The organism is Serratia sp. UGAL515B_01, assembly GCF_033095805.1.
Taxonomy (GTDB): domain Bacteria; phylum Pseudomonadota; class Gammaproteobacteria; order Enterobacterales; family Enterobacteriaceae; genus Chania.
Genome location: NZ_CP109901.1, coordinates 1468832 through 1485854 on the forward strand (window position 1 = coordinate 1468832; position 17023 = coordinate 1485854).

Below are 17023 nucleotides of genomic sequence, written 5' to 3' on the forward strand. Positions count from 1 at the left end.
CGTAAATATTCATGTCATCTTAAACTGTCCGCCGCTGTGGAAGCGAATATTGGTGAAAGGTGCCGTTTACGGCCTTTTTCTTTGACTCTACGTCGTTACAAAGTTAATATGCGCGCCCTATGCAAAAGGTAAAATTACCCTTGACCATTGATGCGGTCCGAACCGCTCAGAAACGCTTAGATTATGTCGGTATCTATGCGCCAGAGCAGGTTACACGTGTTGCCGAATCCGTAGTCAGTGTGGATAGTGATGTTGAGGCTGAATTGTCATTCAATATTGATAACCAACGCCTCGCGGTGATAACAGGGCATGCGGACGTCTCGGTAACGTTGATGTGCCAACGCTGTGGTGTTCCGTTTGCGCATCAGGTCCACACAACATATTGTTTTAGCCCGGTCGTCAATGATGAGCAGGCTGAGGCATTGCCGGAAGTGTACGAACCGATTGAAGTTGACGAGTTTGGCGAAGTCGATCTGTTGGCAATGATTGAAGACGAAATTATTCTTTCATTGCCTGTCGTTCCGGTACATGAATCTGAACACTGTGAAGTGTCCGAAGCGGACATGGTATTTGGTAAACTGCCTGCAGAGGCTGAAAAACCTAATCCATTTGCCGTACTAGCAAGTTTAAAGCGTAAGTAATCTAGGAGTAAGGTCCATGGCCGTACAACAAAATAAACCAACCCGTTCCAAGCGTGGCATGCGCCGTTCACACGACGCGCTGACCACTACCACATTGTCAGTAGATGCGACTTCTGGTGAAACTCATCGTCGTCACCACATCACTGCCGACGGTTTTTACCGCGGTCGCAAAGTTATCGGCTAAGTTAGCGATACTTTGACTCGTCTAACCCTAGCGTTAGATGCAATGGGCGGGGACTTCGGTCCCTGCGTCACGGTGCCTGCTTCATTGCAGGCACTGGCTTCTAATTTACAGCTCCACCTCCTATTGGTCGGTGATCCCGACGCTATCTCTCCTTTATTAGTAAAAGCCGACTCACAGCTGTTGACACGTTTGCAAGTTGTACCTGCCGAAATGGTTATTGCAGGCGATGCTAAACCTTCACAAGCGATCCGTGCCAGCCGCGGTAGTTCTATGCGCATTGCGCTGGAATTGATTAAAACTGGTGAAGCTCAAGCCTGTGTCAGTGCGGGCAATACAGGTGCGTTGATGGGATTGGCCAAACTGCTGATCAAGCCACTTGATGGCATACAGCGGCCAGCACTGATGACGGTAATCCCTAACCAATGTCGCAGTAAAACCGTGGTGCTGGATCTGGGGGCAAATGTGGAATGCGATAGCGCTATGTTGGTGCAATTTGCCGTAATGGGGGCGGTGATGGCTGAGGAGGTATTGGGTATTGCGCAACCCCGTGTCGCGCTACTCAATATTGGAGAAGAAGAAACCAAAGGTTTAGATAATATCCGCGAAGCAGCGCTCGTGCTAAAAGATACACCAGCAATAAACTATATTGGATATCTGGAAGGAAACGATCTGCTCACTGGTAAAACGGATGTTATGGTCTGCGACGGTTTTGTGGGCAATGTGACCCTGAAGACGATGGAAGGCGTGATAAGAATGTTCTTGTCACTCTTAAAGTCTACCGCTGAAGGAGGAAAGCAGACATGGTGGTTGAAATTATTGGGCCGATGGCTGCAGAGGCGGGTTGCGAAGCGTTTTAGTCACCTGAACCCCGACCAGTATAATGGCGCATGTCTGTTAGGATTGCGTGGCACCGTAATCAAAAGCCACGGCGCTGCGAACCAAAATGCGTTTGCAGTCGCTATCGAGCAGGCTGTGCAGGCGGTGCAGCGGCAAGTTCCTGACCGGATTGCCGCGCGCCTTGAAGCTGTATTACCCAAGAGTGACTGATCGTACATGTATACAAAGATTCTCGGTACGGGGAGTTATTTACCCGTACAAGTGCGTACCAACGCTGACTTGGAAAAAATGGTTGATACCTCTGACGAGTGGATTGTCACCCGCACGGGTATTCGCGAGCGCCGTATCGCCGCTGCGGATGAAACTGTGGCTACCATGAGTTTTCGAGCAGCCTCCCTTGCAATGGAGATGGCAGGCATTGCTAAAGAAGACATCGATTTAATCGTTGTTGCGACCACGACCTCAAGCCATGCATTCCCAAGCTCTGCCTGCCAGGTACAGCAGATGCTAGGTATTCAGGATTGCGCTGCTTTTGATATTGCTGCGGCTTGTGCTGGCTTTACCTATGCTTTGAGTGTCGCGGATCAATATGTAAAAAATGGCGCGGTAAAACATGCGCTGGTGATTGGTTCAGATGTACTTTCCCGCACACTCGATCCAAATGATCGCAGTACGATTATTCTGTTTGGTGATGGTGCAGGGGCTGTGGTGTTAGGCGCGTCTGAAGAACCGGGCATTGTCTCAACGCATTTGCATGCGGATGGTCGTTATGGAAATCTACTGGCGCTGCCAAATGCCGATCGGCAAGATCCAGAACAACCTGCTTATGTCACCATGGCGGGTAACGAGGTTTTTAAAGTAGCAGTGACTGAACTGGCACATATCGTCGATGAAACAATGAAGGCCAATGGCTTGGATCGCAGTGAGCTGGATTGGTTGGTTCCACATCAGGCAAATTTGCGTATCATCAGCGCAACAGCAAAAAAACTGGGCATGGGTATGGATAAAGTTGTGGTGACCCTTGACCGTCACGGCAATACCTCTGCTGCCTCTGTACCTTCAGCGCTTGATGAAGCTGTCCGTGATGGGCGTATCCAGCGCGGCGACTTAGTGTTGCTTGAAGCGTTTGGCGGTGGCTTTACTTGGGGCTCGGCGCTGGTTCGTTTTTGATTTGACAGGAAGATAAAAAATGACGCAATTTGCATTTGTTTTTCCAGGGCAGGGTTCGCAAACTGTTGGCATGTTGGCCGATTTGGCCACGCAGTTTCCTATTGTAGAACAAACTTTTAGTGAAGCTTCCGCCGTTTTAGGCTATGACTTGTGGCAGTTGGTGCAGCTTGGTCCGGTGGAAGAGTTGAACAAAACCTGGCAGACACAGCCCGCTCTGTTGGCGGCTTCCGTGGCCATTTTCCGGGTCTGGCAACAGCAGTGTGGTAAAATGCCGGCAATGATGGCTGGTCATAGTTTGGGGGAGTATTCTGCGCTGGTATGTGCTGGTGTGCTGAATTTTGCCGAGGCTATTCGTTTAGTGGAGCTGCGTGGCAAACTGATGCAGGAAGCCGTGCCTGAAGGCACCGGTGCCATGTATGCCATCATTGGACTGGATAATGAATCTATCGCCAAGGCCTGTGTGGAATCGGCTCAAGGGCAGGTTGTATCACCGGTGAACTTCAACTCCCCAGGGCAAGTCGTCATTGCTGGTACTAAAGAAGCGGTTGAGCGTGCGGGTGCGGCTTGCAAGGTTGCGGGTGCAAAACGTGCATTGCCGTTGCCAGTGAGCGTTCCATCGCACTGTGCGTTGATGAAACCCGCCGCAGAAAAATTGATGTTAGCTCTACAAAACGTCACCTTCAACCCACCGACGGTGCCTGTTGTTAATAATGTTGACGTTCGTGCAGAAAGTATGCCTGAAGCAATCCGCGACGCGTTAGTGCGCCAGCTTTATAACCCGGTACGTTGGACTGAAAGCGTTGAATTCATGGCTGCTGAAGGCGTTTCTCTGCTGTTTGAGATCGGCCCAGGCAAAGTGCTGACCGGTCTTACCAAACGGATTGTCGATACTCTGGCTGCAACAGCGGTGAATGATACCGCCAGCTTGGCTGCGGCGCTTGAGCAATAAAAAGAGGAAAACGATGAGTTTTGAAGGAAAGATTGTTCTCGTCACTGGTGCAAGCCGTGGAATTGGGCGGGCTGTTGCAGAATTATTTGTTGCTCGCGGTGCTAAAGTGCTGGGGACAGCAACCAGTGAAAGCGGTGCCGAAGCTATCAGTAATTATCTGGGGGAAAACGGCAAAGGCTATATGTTGAACGTTGTTGATGCGCACTCTATTGAGAACGTATTAGCATCGATTCGTGAGGAATTTGGCGAAATCGACATTTTAGTGAATAATGCCGGCATTACGCGTGATAACCTGCTGATGCGAATGAAAGAGGATGAGTGGCAGGATATGCTGGACACTAATCTGACTTCCGTATTCCGTCTATCAAAAGCGGTAATGCGAGCTATGATGAAAAAGCGTTCTGGCCGTATCATCTCTATTGGTTCTGTTGTGGGTACCATGGGGAACGCAGGGCAGGCGAATTACGCGGCGGCTAAAGCTGGTCTAATTGGTTTTAGCAAGTCTTTGGCTCGTGAGATTGCTTCGCGTGGCATTACTGTCAACGTCGTGGCTCCTGGCTTTATTGAGACGGACATGACACAGGCGTTGACAGAAGAACAACGTGCTGGCATTTTGGCGCAGGTTCCGGCAAACCGGCTTGGGGATGTTAAAGAAATCGCCAGTGCTGTTGCATTTTTAGCCTCTGACGAGGCTGGCTACATTACCGGTGAAACGTTACATGTCAATGGCGGCATGTACATGATTTAAAAAATGTGAAAACTATTTGCGTTATTTGGGGGAGAAACCGCAAAATAGCGTAAAATCGTGGTTTGACCAGCCGGGATTTAGTTGCATCTTTTTCAACATTTTATACACTACGAAAACCATCGCGAAAGCGAGTTTTGATAGGAAATTTAAGAGTATGAGCACTATCGAAGAACGCGTTAAGAAAATCATTGTTGAGCAATTGGGTGTTAAACAGGAAGAGGTTTTGAATAACGCTTCATTTGTTGAAGATCTGGGCGCTGATTCTCTTGACACCGTTGAGCTGGTAATGGCACTGGAAGAAGAATTTGATACCGAGATTCCAGACGAAGAAGCAGAGAAGATCACTACTGTTCAAGCAGCTATTGATTTTATCAACGCTAGCCAACAGTAAGCGAACATATCTAGGCGGTCACTCGACCGCCTAAGTTTTTCTATCCCTAGTGTCATATTTTCCCTCCTTGGAGGACAAACGTGTCTAAGCGTCGAGTAGTTGTGACCGGACTGGGCATGTTGTCTCCTGTCGGCAACACTGTAGAGTCCACGTGGAACGCTCTTCTTGCCGGTCAGAGTGGCATCAGCCTGATTGACCATTTCGATACTGCTGCCTATGCAACGCGTTTTGCTGGCTTGGTAAAGAACTTTAACTCTGAAGACTTCATTTCGCGCAAAGATGCGCGGAAAATGGATGCCTTCATCCAATACGGGATCGCAGCTGGCATGCAAGCTATGCAAGATGCGGGGCTGGATATCAACGAGGCTAACGCCACGCGTATTGGCGCTGCAATCGGTTCAGGTATTGGCGGACTGGGATTGATTGAAGAGAACCACAGTTCACTGGTGAACGGTGGTCCACGGAAAATCAGTCCATTTTTTGTGCCTTCAACCATTGTGAATATGATCGCCGGGCATTTGACCATCATGTATGGTATGCGCGGTCCCAGTATTTCAATAGCAACAGCCTGTACATCTGGTGTTCATAATATCGGTCATGCAGCTCGTATCATTGCTTATAACGATGCAGATGTGATGCTTGCCGGTGGTGCAGAGAAGGCCAGCACTCCTCTAGGCGTCGGTGGTTTTGGTGCTGCTCGCGCACTTTCAACGCGTAACGAAAATCCGCAGGCTGCAAGCCGCCCTTGGGACAAAGACCGTGATGGTTTTGTGCTCGGTGATGGGGCTGGAATGATGGTGCTTGAAGAGTACGAACATGCGAAGAAGCGTGGAGCAAAAATTTACGCAGAGATTGTTGGCTTTGGTATGAGCAGCGATGCTTATCATATGACATCTCCACCGGAAAATGGTGCTGGTGCAGCTCTGGCCATGGAAAATGCCTTGCTTGATGCGGGTGCCAAACCATCACAAATTGGTTATATCAACGCACATGGCACATCGACGCCTGCGGGCGATAAGGCTGAGGCACAAGCAGTAAAATCCGTTTTTGGCAATGATGCCAAACGAGTGTTGGTGAGTTCGACCAAATCGATGACCGGTCACCTGTTAGGGGCTGCTGGAGCTATTGAGTCCATCTTTACTGTTTTGGCACTTCGTGATCAGGCGGTTCCGCCCACGATCAATCTGGATAGCCCAGATGAAGGGTGCGATTTGGATTTTGTGCCACATGAAGCACGTCAAACAAAAGATATGGAGTACAGTTTGTGTAACTCCTTTGGTTTTGGCGGTACTAATGGCTCGTTGATTTTCCGTCGAGTTTAGTAAAACGAAGCTAAAGCCGGGTTCTATTCCCTGATGACCAGCGGTACTCGCTTGCTATAAAAGGATATAGCCCAATCAAAGCCCGGTTCTTTTTGACCGGGTTTTTTTATCTCGTCAAAAGACTAAATCCAGACTCATACATTTATTATCGGTTTTTTGCGCTTGAAATGTGGTGTTGGAAACTGATTGCGAAGGGGACCCTATGTACTGGATCAACGGACAACAGCATGATGCGTTGGCAGTTGGCGATCGCGGTTTACAGTTCGGCGATGGTTGTTTTACTACTGCCAGGGTGGTGGAAGGCAAAATTGATCTTTTGCCTTGGCATCTTGAACGGCTACAGCAGGCAGCTAGGTGCTTGCTTTTGCCAGAGGTAGATTGGGCATCTGTCGAGCGTGAGATGCTGCATGCAGCAGGTTCCACAGCGCTGGGTGTCGTCAAAGTCATACTTACACGTGGTAGTGGTGGGCGAGGTTACAGTCCTGTTGGATGTGCGGCCCCTACAAGGATTGTCTCGCGCAGTACTTATCCAATACATTATCAGCAGTGGCGTGAGGAGGGGATTAAACTCGCACTTAGCCCGATTCAATTAGCCCGAAGCCCTTTGCTAGCAGGGGTGAAACACCTCAATCGTCTTGAGCAGGTGCTGATCCGTGCACACTTAGAACAGACGGATGCAGACGAAGCTCTGGTGCTTGACACTGCCGGTATGCTGGTGGAATGCTGTGCAGCCAATTTATTCTGGCGTAAAGGGCGAGATGTTTTTACTCCATGCCTCAATCATGCCGGGGTTGCAGGGGTGATGCGTCGTAAAGTGATGGCATCATTAACGGCAACAGACTATAGATTGCATCATGTCAGTGAACCACTTGAGACGCTGGCGGATGCGGATGAAGTTTTGGTATGTAACGCACTGATGCCATTGCTATCAGTGAATACTGCGCAATCATGGTGCTATCATTCGCGCCAACTGTATGATTTTTTGCGACCGTACTGTTAAAGATGGCTGATTGATGAAGAGAAAAAAACTAAAGATTATTTTACTGGTGGTCATTCTGATTTTGGCCTCATTGTATTGGGGTTATCAAAAAGTTAAACGTTTTGCTGATACGTCGCTGGCTATTGGACAGGAAACCATTTTTAAACTGCCTTCGGGCACAGGGCGAGTTGCACTTGCAGGCTTACTGGTGCGCGATAAGTTGATCCACAACGGTAGATGGTTCCCCTGGTTACTACATTTGGAACCAGAATTGGCAGAGTTCAAGGCTGGCACCTATCGTTTAACGCCAGGAATGACAGTGCGCCAAATGTTGAAATTGTTAGCCAGTGGCAAAGAAGCACAGTTTAGCGCACGTTTTATTGAAGGTTCACGCCTGCGCGACTGGTTACAAGTGTTGCAGGAGTCCAAATATGTGAAACATACTTTGGCAGGTAAAGATAATGCGCAAATTGCTGTTGCGCTTGGTTTGCCGAAGGGTTCAAGCCTTGAAGGGCGTTTCTATCCGGACACTTATCTCTACACCGCTGGCACAACCGACTTGGCCTTACTAAAACGTTCCCATGTTCGGATGGAAAAAATATTGCAGGATGTTTGGAACAAACGAGATACCAGCTTGCCGTATAAAACGGCAGAAGAATTGCTGATAATGGCATCGATTATCGAGAAAGAGACGGCAGTGCCTGAAGAGCGAACTAAAGTAGCCTCGGTGTTCATTAATCGATTGCGCCTAGGTATGCGTTTGCAGACCGATCCCACCGTGATTTATGGTATGGGAGAAAGTTACACTGGCAGCATCAGTCGTAAGGATCTTGAAACACCCACGCTCTACAACACCTACGTAATTGATGGATTGCCTCCAACGCCGATTGCCATACCAAGCCGTGCCTCACTTGAGGCTGCCGCAAATCCGGCAAAAACAGATTATCTCTACTTTGTGGCTGACGGTAAGGGTGGTCACACATTTACCACCAATTTAACCAGCCATAACGAAGCCGTGCGCGCCTATCGCAAGGTGCAAAAGGAAAAGAATGAAAAGTAAATTTGTCGTCATTGAAGGTTTGGAAGGCGCGGGTAAAACAACTGCACGTGACACAATTGTCAGTGTGATGCAGGAGCGGGGAATCAAGGATATTGTGTTTACCCGCGAACCGGGGGGCACTCCAATTGCGGAAAAGCTTCGCGATCTGTTTAAACGCGGAACGGAGGGGGAATTGCCTACGATCAAAGCAGAAGTCCTGATGCTGTACGCAGCCCGTGTCCAACTGGTTGAGACAGTGATCAAGCCTGCTTTGGCAAGAGGAGCTTGGGTTGTTGGTGACCGCCATGACCTCTCATCGCAAGCCTATCAAGGAGGTGGAAGAGGGGTTGATCAACAGCTGATGGCATCATTGCGCGATACCGTGCTTGGCGATTTTCGTCCTGACCTGACATTGTACCTCGACTTACCGCCCTTGGTTGGTTTACAGAGAGCACGTGCACGCGGCAAATTGGATCGTATTGAACAGGAAGCGTTGCCGTTCTTCGAAAGAACTCGTGCACGCTATCTGGAACTTGTCGTGCAGGATAAAAGCATAGTGACTATCGACGCAGCGCAAACGCTGGAACAGGTCACCGCTGATATTCGACAAGCAGTTTCGCAATGGTTACTACAGCAGGAAGACGAGTAATGAACTGGTATCCGTGGCTTAATATGCCGTATCGCCATTTGGTGGGGCAATATGCTGCTGGTCGCGGTCACCATGCCTTATTGTTACATGCTGCGCCTGGAAACGGAGATGCAGCGTTGCTCTACGCATTAGGCCGCTGGTTGATTTGCCAGCAACGCAATGGTGAAAAGAGCTGTGGGGAATGCCACAGTTGCCGCTTGATGCTGGCTGGGAATCATCCTGATTACCATACATTGGTACCGGAGAAAGGCAAATCCAGCTTGGGTATTGAACCGATTCGCCAAGTAATAGAGAGTCTTTATTCTCATGCTCAGCAAGGGGGAGCTAAAGTGGTGTGGCTGTCTCAAGCTGAATTGCTGACAGAAGCTGCCGCTAACGCGTTGCTGAAAACGTTGGAGGAACCGCCTGACAATACTTATTTTCTGCTAGGTTGCAGCGAACCGTCACGTTTGTTAGCGACATTGCGTAGCCGCTGCTTCTATTGGCATCTTGCTAGCCCCGATGAACAGATGGGTTTACGCTGGCTAGACCGCGAAGGGATTGGTGAGCCGATAGCGCGACTCACTGCGCTGCGTTTGCATGGCGGTGCCCCCATTGCTGCTGAAGCGCTGTTACAGCCAGAACGTTGGCAGCAGCGAGCCTCACTTTGTAGTGCGCTGAGTACTGCTTTGCAGCAGGAAGATATGCTGCTCCTGTTACCTGCATTGAACCATGATGACGTGCCTGAGAGGCTACATTGGTTATGCGCGCTGCTGCTGGACGGGTTGAAATGCCAGCAGGGGGCGGTGAATCATGTGATGAATCAGGATCAGCGGTCGTTAGTGCAGCAATTAGCGCGATGTTTGAATAGTTCTTCGTTGCAACAGAGCATGCAACAGTGGCTTAACTGTCGCCATCAACTGCTCAGTATCACGGGTGTGAACCGCGAATTATTACTGACAGAACAGTTACTCAACTGGGAGCAGATGGTCGGCGCTCCCGGTGATTCACCTCCTTATACGTTGTAAAAGAGTTCATTATCATGTTGTTAGTAGATTCTCATTGTCATCTTGATAGTTTGGATTTTGAAGCATTGCATCATAATGTTGATGATGCCTTGGTAAAGGCTAAAGCACGGGATGTGGGTTATGTCCTCGCCGTTGCTACCACCTTGCCAGGTTATCAGGCTATGGTTCAACTGATTGGCCAGCGAAACGATGTTGCCTTTTCCTGTGGCGTTCATCCACTGAATCTGGAGGGTGGATACGATTATGCTGAACTGCGCCGTTTAGCAGCAGCAGAGCACGTTGTCGCTCTGGGTGAAACTGGGTTGGATTATTTCTATCAAAAAGACAATCTGCCTTTGCAGCAAGCTTCTTTTCGCGAACATATTCGCATTGGCCGGGAACTCAACAAACCGGTGATTGTACACACTCGCGATGCGCGTGAAGATACGCTGAGTATTTTGCGTGAAGAGAATGCACAGGATTGTGGGGGGGTACTACATTGTTTTACTGAAGATCTCCCTACTGCTAAAGCATTACTGGACCTGGGTTTTTATATATCGTTCTCAGGGATTGTCACGTTTCGTAATGCTGAGCCATTGCGAGAAGTTGCGCGTTATGTACCGCTGGATCGTATGCTAGTGGAAACTGACTCTCCGTATTTAGCTCCCGTTCCTCATCGAGGCAAAGAAAATCAACCGGCTTATGTACGCGATGTCGCTGAATACCTCGCGATATTGAAGGGCGTGAGTTTGGAAAGCTTGGCTGAGGCGACGACATCCAATTTTTCACGCTTATTTCATATCAAACCCTCATCTTTCGCCTAAAGTTAATTCATAGTCATCGGTGATGATGGATTTTTTTAAGCTCGTAATTTATCGATAAAACGGGTAATGTTCCCACCCGTTTTATGTCAGCTGTGGACCTTTTTCATCTTTTTTACAAAAAGTGGACGATTTTGGAAAAGTGTCAGGTTTGTTCATTGAAACGTGACTACCATCAAACATTATACGGGGCATTTATTTTACTCTCCGTAAAAATTCCAGGGGTGCTCAGACACCCTGATATGTAAGAGGTTTGTTTCCCCTCTACAACGCGAAAATTCGCGAGAAGTTGCAAAGCACTATTACTCAGGAGCACACTCAACTATGTTCAAGAACGCATTTGCAAACCTGCAAAAAGTAGGTAAATCGCTGATGCTGCCGGTATCCGTATTGCCTATCGCAGGTATTCTGCTGGGCGTCGGTTCTGCCAATTTCAGCTGGCTACCTGCGGTAGTCTCTCACGTGATGGCAGAAGCCGGCGGGTCTGTATTCGCCAATATGCCGTTGATTTTTGCCATTGGTGTTGCTCTGGGCTTCACTAACAACGATGGGGTTTCTGCATTAGCTGCGGTAGTAGCCTACGGCATCATGGTGAAAACCATGGCGGTGGTTGCGCCGTTGGTCTTGCACCTGCCGGCTGAAGAGATTGCTGCCAAACACCTGGCGGATACCGGGGTGCTCGGGGGTATTATCTCCGGTGCCATCGCTGCCTATATGTTTAACCGCTTTTTCCGCATTCAACTGCCGGAATACCTGGGCTTCTTTGCCGGTAAGCGTTTTGTGCCGATCATCTCTGGCTTGGCAGCCATCATTCTGGGCCTGATCCTGTCCTTTATCTGGCCGCCTATCGGTAGCGCTATCCAAACTTTCTCACAATGGGCGGCATATCAAAACCCCGTTGTCGCATTTGGTATCTATGGTGTTGTTGAGCGTGCTTTAGTACCTTTCGGCTTGCATCATATTTGGAACGTACCGTTCCAAATGCAAATTGGTGCATTCACTAATGCGGCGGGGCAGGTTTTCCATGGCGACATTCCTCGCTATATGGCGGGTGATCCGACTGCGGGTATGTTGTCCGGTGGTTTCCTGTTTAAAATGTACGGCTTACCTGCGGCGGCTATCGCCATATGGCACTCAGCTAAACCGGAAAACCGTGCTAAAGTCGGCGGGATTATGATCTCCGCAGCATTGACCTCGTTCCTGACCGGTATTACCGAGCCGATCGAGTTCTCTTTCATGTTTGTTGCGCCGATCTTGTATGTTATCCACGCGATTTTGGCAGGTCTTGCCTTCCCAATCTGTATTCTGCTGGGTATGCGTGACGGTACCAGCTTCTCACACGGCTTGATCGATTTCATCGTATTGAGCGGTAACAGCAGTAAAATCTGGCTGTTCCCAATCGTTGGTGTCATCTACGGCTTAGTGTACTACACTATTTTCCGTGTACTGATTGCTAAACTGGATCTGAAAACCCCAGGCCGTGAAGAGAGCACTTCCGATCAGGTGACTCAGTCTGGTTCGGAAATGTCGGCGGCTTTAGTTAAGGCATTTGGTGGTAAAGAAAATATCACAAACCTGGATGCTTGTATCACCCGTCTGCGCGTTAGCGTGGCAGACGTGTCCAAGGTTGACCAAGCCGGTCTGAAAACATTGGGTGCTGCGGGTGTGGTTGTTGCAGGTTCTGGTGTTCAGGCTATCTTTGGTACGAAATCTGATAACTTGAAAACCGATATGGATAATTACATCCGTAATCATTGATCAGGTATATGAGCTAAAAAGGGAGGCGACAGCCTCCCTTTTTTTGTCAGCTCTAAACCACCTCCTTGGGTGGTGGATTTTTACTTTTAACGGCTTAACGCAAATTAAAAAAAAGCCCTGAACAGGGTAGAGGTGTTCAGGGCAAAAGATTAAATGTTTCACTGGTGTTGGCGCGATACCAACACTTTAACTTTAGTTAAGAATGGCGAATAATGCCGACTTAAATGTTGTAAAAATGTAAAAAAATAATTATCAATTAATCTGGCGTTCCATGTTCCAGCTTCTATAAGGGCATGGATGTGATGAGTTCAGGGTTTTTTAGCGATTAATACTGCCCTTAGGGGCGCTGGATAACCTTCAACAGTTTTACTGTGATCGTTTGGATCGAGGAACTCGGCAAGTGACTCACTGATCATCCAATCGGTTCGACGCTGTTCTTCAATACTAGTGGGACAGATATCGGCAATTTTGACGTCCACAAAACCGCATTTTTCCAGCCAGCATTTCAGTGCTTCAGCAGACGGGATAAAGTAGACGTTACGCATCTGTGCATAGCGATCGCCTGGAACCAAAACTTGGTGACGATCACCCTCGACAACCAAAGTTTCCAACACTAATTCCCCTTCAGGAAGCAACTGGCTTTTCAACTGATAAAGATGGTCTAATGGTGAACGACGATGATAGAGCACACCCATTGAGAAAACGGTATCGAAGGCCGCTAATTCCGGCAACTGTTCAATCCCCAACGGTAATACGTGCGCGCGCTGATCACCGCCCAGCAGTTTACGCACGGCTTCGAATTGGCACAGGAATAATTGCATTGGATCAATACCAACCGCCAGATGTGCTCCGGCACCGACCATTCGCCACAAATGGTAACCACTGCCACATCCGACATCGAGAATGGTGCGGCCAGCCAACGGAGAAATATGTGGCAATACACGATCCCACTTCCAGTCGGAGTGCCATTCAGTATCGATATTTATGCCATACAGAGAGAAAGGCCCTTTGCGCCACGGCATAAGGGTTCGTAGCATTTTCTCAATGCCTTCGCGTTGGCCCGCCGAGAGAGGTTGTTCCATTTCTGCGTAAACGCCGTGCAGTAAATCGAGCTGCGTCGGTGCCAAGGACGGGAGATGTTCTACTGAGTTAAACCATTGCTTGAATTTTCCATGCAATGATCCACGTTGCCACGCACTGATTTGTGCTGGCAGCGTATCTAGCCAATGGCTTAGTGGGCTTTTGGCGATGCGCTGATAAAAATCCCCGAACTCAATCATGCGATTTCTCCTGATTTCAGGGCGATCAGCGAACCAAAATTAAAGCACTGGAACCAAACCTCCGCATGTTTAAAACCTGCCTGATTCAACCGTGCCTTATGTGTTGCGACAGAGTCTGTCAGCATGACATGCTCAAGCATGCTGCGTTTTTGGCTGATTTCCAACTCGCTATAGCCATTTGCTCGTTTGAAATCATGATGCATGTTAAACAACAATTCACCGACATTCTCATCTTCAAAACTGAATTTCTCTGATAACACTAATGCTCCACCGGGAAGAAGCCCTTGATAAACCTGACTAAGTAAGCGTAGGCGGTCTGCTGGCTCAAGAAATTGTAGGGTGAAGTTCAGTACAACCATCGAGGCATTTTCAATGTGGATATCCAGAATATCTGCTTCAATGATCTCTACGGGGGTCTCTGCGCGGAAAGCGTCGATATGACGGCGACAGCGCTCAACCATGGCAGGGGAATTATCAACCGCAATGATTTTACAACCGGCAACATTGATATTTCTGCGTATCGATAACGTCGCTGCACCAAGTGAACATCCCAAGTCATAAACCTGGCTTCCTGGCTGAACAAAACGCTCGGTTAACATACCAATCATTGAGATGATATTTGAGTAGCCAGGAACAGAACGCTGGATCATGTCTGGGAAGACTTCAGCGACGCGCTCGTCGAAAGTCCAGTCACCCAGTTTGGCAATTGGAGCGGAAAAAAGTGTATCGCGGTTTGGCATAGCGGCAAATCAGGTCAGAATTAGAAGGTGCGTATGCTAACAGAAAACCGGTTAGGGCAGAAGCAGGCGGCCTGACCGCCTGAAACAGAAGCTCAATGCAGACTGAAAATAATGTCCCATGGAAGATAGAAGATATTAGCGATGATCATCAATATCAAGGAAATGTAAGTAGCCGCCATGCCTGAACGGCGCCAGTGAATTTCGTGGTTGCGCAAGCCGTAGTAGTGTACCAATCGGCCTGCCATTAGCATGATGCCACAGAGGTGAACCATCCAGACTTCAGCTCCGTTCATCTCCATGATGACTAGCAACACTGCTGCCATCGGGATGTACTCTACCGCATTGCCATGAACGCGAATTGCGGTTTGCAGTTCATAGAAACCACCGTCACCACTTGCAACACGGTACTGCATTCTGAGCCTGACCACGTCAAAAGAGAGTTTGATCAACAACAATGCGCCAAGCACTACATAGAGCGCGCTTACCATTTTTCACTCCATTTCTTAATCAACTCTTACAGCAAGCATCATAACTGCCATTACTGCGGCTGTCGCCAGAAAAAACCGTTGTAATCAGTCAGATTAATTGTTCAAAACAGATTATCCTGTTCTGGCCAGTCTGGTGCTGGCGGTAGATTGCGAATCACCTGATGCAGCCGTTGCCAGATTTTTTGTGCTTGTTGCGGGGAATCTCCGTTATCTGGCGTATGTATGAACAGATAGGGATGATGTTGCTCAGACCAGACGGAGAGTTTCTGTTGCCATACCTCAAACCAACGAAGATTATCCTGTAGTACATCGCCGCCAATAAAACGCACTAGAGGATTATTGGCAGTAACAATCGCATGTACAGGAAGCTTGGGTTTTTTCTGTTGCGCATCGCGTAGTGCTGCTGTGGACGGAACGGCGCTATGAACCGGGCGGCTATCAAGGATCACACGGTTGATCCCACGTTGATGCAGGCCCTGATTAAGGGATCGCTCTTCTTCGCCTTTGGTGAAAAATGCAGAGTGCCGCACTTCAACGCCGTAAGTAAAAGCTTGCGGTAAATCGTCCAGAAAATCCCACAATACGCTTAGGTGTTTGGGAGAAAAAGCGGCAGGCAACTGCAGCCAAAGTTGCCCAATGCGCGCTTGGATCGGATTCAGGCAGTCATAAAATGTCTTCAGGTCAGCGTTGCAATGACGTAAGGCCGCTTTATGGCTGATCGCTGAGGGGAATTTAAAACAAAAACGGAAATCATCATGGGTCATATCGCGCCAACGATGCACAATTTCTGCTTTTGGAAGTGCGTAGAAGGTGGTGTTGCCTTCTACGCAATTAAAGTAACGACTATAGTCAGCCAGATCGCGCAAACCAATGCGGTGCCAGGCAGGATGTTGCCATTGTGGTAGTCCGATATACATTATGTTGCTATCTTTCCTGTTCACATTCTGGCAACAACGGTAGCGTTATCTTTTCAGTCTTTCAAGCCATAGCCTATAGTGCAGCGTGAATTTCGCTGGTGCTGCGCACGCGAGCGATCCGTGGGAATATATTATCAAAGGCAAACTGGTGCATTTCAGCATTGTAGGTGCTGCAAATGTCTTCGGCGATCACCAATTCATAACCATATTCCCAAGCATTACGAGCCGTGGATTCGACCCCGATATTGGTAGCAATACCTCCTAGTACGATGGTTTTGATACCACGACGACGTAGTTGAAGGTCAAGATCGGTACCGTAGAAAGCTCCCCATTGGCGTTTGGTGATTAAGACGTCGCTATCCTGTACGGCCAGTTCTTTTGGGAATGTCCACCATGAATCAGTTAATCCGCCAACCGGAGAAGGGGAAGGCTTGTCTACCGGTTGCTTCAGCGCTTCGGCAAATGAGTCCGACCAGCCGACTCGAACCAGAAACACCGGCGCATTTAGTGCGCGAAAACGCCCAGCCAAGTGTGCGGCGTGAGTGACAACTTTGTTGGCGCTGTGTGGGCCCGCAGCGAAAGGTAAAATACCCTCTTGCAGATCGATAAGTACCAGAGCCGTTGTTTCGGGATCAAGCTTCAACATAATAAAGACATCTCATTGTGAGAGTGGATCAGGGTCGGGGTGGCAAGTGTGGTCTGTAATAAGGCGTAATGGCAAGAGGGACCTAGGTGAAAAAACTGCTATTGGGTAGGGAGAAAATTGTTAACTAATGTGTTTGTTGCACCAGAGAGATGTCATTTAGCATAGTAACAATGCCTCGTTCGTACTTATCTGGCGCATGAAATTCCTTTATAATGGTCACCTTTTTTCATCACTCTTTAATCCAACGACCTATGCCGATTTTTGAATATGCATGTGGTGCATGCAAACATCGATTAGAGGAATTACAGAAATTTTCCGACGCGCCGCTGACTGAGTGTCCGGCGTGTGAGCAGCCCACATTGACCGAGTTGATTTCGTCCACCGGTTTCCAGTTAAAAGGCATCGGCTGGTAGGCGACAGATTTTAAATCGGACAAGTAAGAATTCGTTATACCCTAGGGATCTCAAGTCGCAGGTAG

General features: G+C 48.6%; 20 protein-coding genes. 15 read left to right on the top strand and 5 right to left on the bottom strand.

Annotation, left to right across the window (positions count from 1 at the left end; translation table 11 throughout):
• The first annotated feature begins 119 nt into the window (after nucleotides 1-119).
• The 14 genes from yceD (at nucleotide 120) to ptsG (ending at nucleotide 12474) form a co-directional block, all read left to right on the top strand.
• Nucleotides 120-641, top strand: a complete 522-nt coding sequence (yceD, locus tag OK023_RS06765) for a 23S rRNA accumulation protein YceD (RefSeq protein ID WP_317696173.1) — start codon at nucleotides 120-122, stop codon at nucleotides 639-641.
• Nucleotides 642-657: 16 nt separating this feature from the next.
• The gene (gene rpmF, locus OK023_RS06770; protein ID WP_004943042.1) at nucleotides 658-825 is read left to right on the top strand and encodes a 50S ribosomal protein L32; all 168 of its coding nucleotides are present in this window, start codon (nucleotides 658-660) and stop codon (nucleotides 823-825) included.
• A 12-nt stretch (nucleotides 826-837) separates the two neighbouring features.
• Nucleotides 838-1872, top strand: a complete 1035-nt coding sequence (plsX, locus tag OK023_RS06775) for a phosphate acyltransferase PlsX (RefSeq protein WP_317696178.1) — start codon at nucleotides 838-840, stop codon at nucleotides 1870-1872.
• Nucleotides 1873-1878: 6 nt separating this feature from the next.
• Nucleotides 1879-2832 (top strand): beta-ketoacyl-ACP synthase III, encoded by a 954-nt coding sequence (locus OK023_RS06780; RefSeq protein WP_317696180.1) that lies wholly within the window; start codon nucleotides 1879-1881, stop codon nucleotides 2830-2832.
• Between the two features lie 19 nt (nucleotides 2833-2851).
• Entirely contained in the window at nucleotides 2852-3781 is a 930-nt protein-coding gene (gene fabD, locus OK023_RS06785) for an ACP S-malonyltransferase (RefSeq protein ID WP_317696183.1), read from the top strand.
• A gap of 13 nt (nucleotides 3782-3794) precedes the next feature.
• A complete protein-coding gene (gene fabG / locus OK023_RS06790) occupies nucleotides 3795-4529 on the top strand; it encodes a 3-oxoacyl-ACP reductase FabG (RefSeq protein ID WP_317696185.1) in 735 nt (244 codons plus the stop codon).
• A gap of 154 nt (nucleotides 4530-4683) precedes the next feature.
• A complete protein-coding gene (gene acpP / locus OK023_RS06795; protein ID WP_004719003.1) occupies nucleotides 4684-4920 on the top strand; it encodes an acyl carrier protein in 237 nt (78 codons plus the stop codon).
• Nucleotides 4921-5000: 80 nt separating this feature from the next.
• Nucleotides 5001-6242: a beta-ketoacyl-ACP synthase II gene (fabF, locus tag OK023_RS06800; protein ID WP_317696187.1), complete on the top strand. Its 1242-nt coding sequence runs from the start codon at nucleotides 5001-5003 to the stop codon at nucleotides 6240-6242.
• A gap of 202 nt (nucleotides 6243-6444) precedes the next feature.
• A complete protein-coding gene (gene pabC / locus OK023_RS06805) occupies nucleotides 6445-7242 on the top strand; it encodes an aminodeoxychorismate lyase (RefSeq protein WP_317696190.1) in 798 nt (265 codons plus the stop codon).
• 13 nt (nucleotides 7243-7255) lie between these two features.
• Nucleotides 7256-8281, top strand: a complete 1026-nt coding sequence (mltG, locus tag OK023_RS06810; protein ID WP_317696193.1) for an endolytic transglycosylase MltG — start codon at nucleotides 7256-7258, stop codon at nucleotides 8279-8281.
• Nucleotides 8271-8909, top strand: a complete 639-nt coding sequence (gene tmk, locus OK023_RS06815; RefSeq protein ID WP_317696196.1) for a dTMP kinase — start codon at nucleotides 8271-8273, stop codon at nucleotides 8907-8909. Before mltG ends, tmk begins: the two co-directional genes overlap by 11 nt.
• Entirely contained in the window at nucleotides 8909-9916 is a 1008-nt protein-coding gene (gene holB, locus OK023_RS06820; RefSeq protein WP_317696198.1) for a DNA polymerase III subunit delta', read from the top strand. Before tmk ends, holB begins: the two co-directional genes overlap by 1 nt.
• A gap of 14 nt (nucleotides 9917-9930) precedes the next feature.
• The gene (locus OK023_RS06825; protein WP_317696200.1) at nucleotides 9931-10719 is read left to right on the top strand and encodes a metal-dependent hydrolase; all 789 of its coding nucleotides are present in this window, start codon (nucleotides 9931-9933) and stop codon (nucleotides 10717-10719) included.
• 321 nt (nucleotides 10720-11040) lie between these two features.
• Nucleotides 11041-12474: a PTS glucose transporter subunit IIBC gene (gene ptsG / locus OK023_RS06830; protein WP_317696202.1), complete on the top strand. Its 1434-nt coding sequence runs from the start codon at nucleotides 11041-11043 to the stop codon at nucleotides 12472-12474.
• A gap of 308 nt (nucleotides 12475-12782) precedes the next feature.
• Here ptsG and cmoB read toward each other — a convergent pair whose 3' ends face one another.
• From cmoB to OK023_RS06855, 5 genes are all read right to left on the bottom strand, one after another.
• The gene (gene cmoB, locus OK023_RS06835) at nucleotides 12783-13754 is read right to left on the bottom strand and encodes a tRNA 5-methoxyuridine(34)/uridine 5-oxyacetic acid(34) synthase CmoB (RefSeq protein WP_317696204.1); all 972 of its coding nucleotides are present in this window, start codon (nucleotides 13752-13754) and stop codon (nucleotides 12783-12785) included.
• The gene (gene cmoA / locus OK023_RS06840) at nucleotides 13751-14494 is read right to left on the bottom strand and encodes a carboxy-S-adenosyl-L-methionine synthase CmoA (protein WP_317696206.1); all 744 of its coding nucleotides are present in this window, start codon (nucleotides 14492-14494) and stop codon (nucleotides 13751-13753) included. The genes cmoB and cmoA overlap by 4 nt, the downstream gene beginning before the upstream one ends.
• Nucleotides 14495-14586: 92 nt before the next feature.
• Nucleotides 14587-14982 (bottom strand): MAPEG family protein, encoded by a 396-nt coding sequence (locus OK023_RS06845; protein ID WP_317696208.1) that lies wholly within the window; start codon nucleotides 14980-14982, stop codon nucleotides 14587-14589.
• 101 nt (nucleotides 14983-15083) lie between these two features.
• On the bottom strand, nucleotides 15084-15899 hold the full coding sequence (locus OK023_RS06850) for a DUF72 domain-containing protein (protein WP_317696211.1): 816 nt from the start codon (nucleotides 15897-15899) through the stop codon (nucleotides 15084-15086).
• Nucleotides 15900-15972: 73 nt separating this feature from the next.
• The gene (locus tag OK023_RS06855) at nucleotides 15973-16545 is read right to left on the bottom strand and encodes a hydrolase (RefSeq protein WP_317696213.1); all 573 of its coding nucleotides are present in this window, start codon (nucleotides 16543-16545) and stop codon (nucleotides 15973-15975) included.
• Between the two features lie 251 nt (nucleotides 16546-16796).
• On the opposite strand from OK023_RS06855, the gene OK023_RS06860 reads away from it, so the two are divergent.
• Nucleotides 16797-16958 (top strand): zinc ribbon domain-containing protein, encoded by a 162-nt coding sequence (locus OK023_RS06860; protein WP_317697543.1) that lies wholly within the window; start codon nucleotides 16797-16799, stop codon nucleotides 16956-16958.
• The last annotated feature ends 65 nt before the right edge of the window (nucleotides 16959-17023 follow it).

Coding starts and splice junctions, on each gene's coding strand:
- yceD (WP_317696173.1), top strand. CDS start 120: ATGCAAAAGGTAAAATTACCCTTGACCATTGATGCGGTCCGAACCGCT.
- rpmF (WP_004943042.1), top strand. CDS start 658: ATGGCCGTACAACAAAATAAACCAACCCGTTCCAAGCGTGGCATGCGC.
- OK023_RS06780 (WP_317696180.1), top strand. CDS start 1,879: ATGTATACAAAGATTCTCGGTACGGGGAGTTATTTACCCGTACAAGTG.
- fabD (WP_317696183.1), top strand. CDS start 2,852: ATGACGCAATTTGCATTTGTTTTTCCAGGGCAGGGTTCGCAAACTGTT.
- fabG (WP_317696185.1), top strand. CDS start 3,795: ATGAGTTTTGAAGGAAAGATTGTTCTCGTCACTGGTGCAAGCCGTGGA.
- acpP (WP_004719003.1), top strand. CDS start 4,684: ATGAGCACTATCGAAGAACGCGTTAAGAAAATCATTGTTGAGCAATTG.
- pabC (WP_317696190.1), top strand. CDS start 6,445: ATGTACTGGATCAACGGACAACAGCATGATGCGTTGGCAGTTGGCGAT.
- mltG (WP_317696193.1), top strand. CDS start 7,256: ATGAAGAGAAAAAAACTAAAGATTATTTTACTGGTGGTCATTCTGATT.
- tmk (WP_317696196.1), top strand. CDS start 8,271: ATGAAAAGTAAATTTGTCGTCATTGAAGGTTTGGAAGGCGCGGGTAAA.
- holB (WP_317696198.1), top strand. CDS start 8,909: ATGAACTGGTATCCGTGGCTTAATATGCCGTATCGCCATTTGGTGGGG.
- OK023_RS06825 (WP_317696200.1), top strand. CDS start 9,931: ATGTTGTTAGTAGATTCTCATTGTCATCTTGATAGTTTGGATTTTGAA.
- ptsG (WP_317696202.1), top strand. CDS start 11,041: ATGTTCAAGAACGCATTTGCAAACCTGCAAAAAGTAGGTAAATCGCTG.
- cmoB (WP_317696204.1), bottom strand. CDS start 13,754: ATGATTGAGTTCGGGGATTTTTATCAGCGCATCGCCAAAAGCCCACTA.
- cmoA (WP_317696206.1), bottom strand. CDS start 14,494: ATGCCAAACCGCGATACACTTTTTTCCGCTCCAATTGCCAAACTGGGT.
- OK023_RS06845 (WP_317696208.1), bottom strand. CDS start 14,982: ATGGTAAGCGCGCTCTATGTAGTGCTTGGCGCATTGTTGTTGATCAAA.
- OK023_RS06850 (WP_317696211.1), bottom strand. CDS start 15,899: ATGTATATCGGACTACCACAATGGCAACATCCTGCCTGGCACCGCATT.
- OK023_RS06855 (WP_317696213.1), bottom strand. CDS start 16,545: ATGTTGAAGCTTGATCCCGAAACAACGGCTCTGGTACTTATCGATCTG.
- OK023_RS06860 (WP_317697543.1), top strand. CDS start 16,797: ATGCCGATTTTTGAATATGCATGTGGTGCATGCAAACATCGATTAGAG.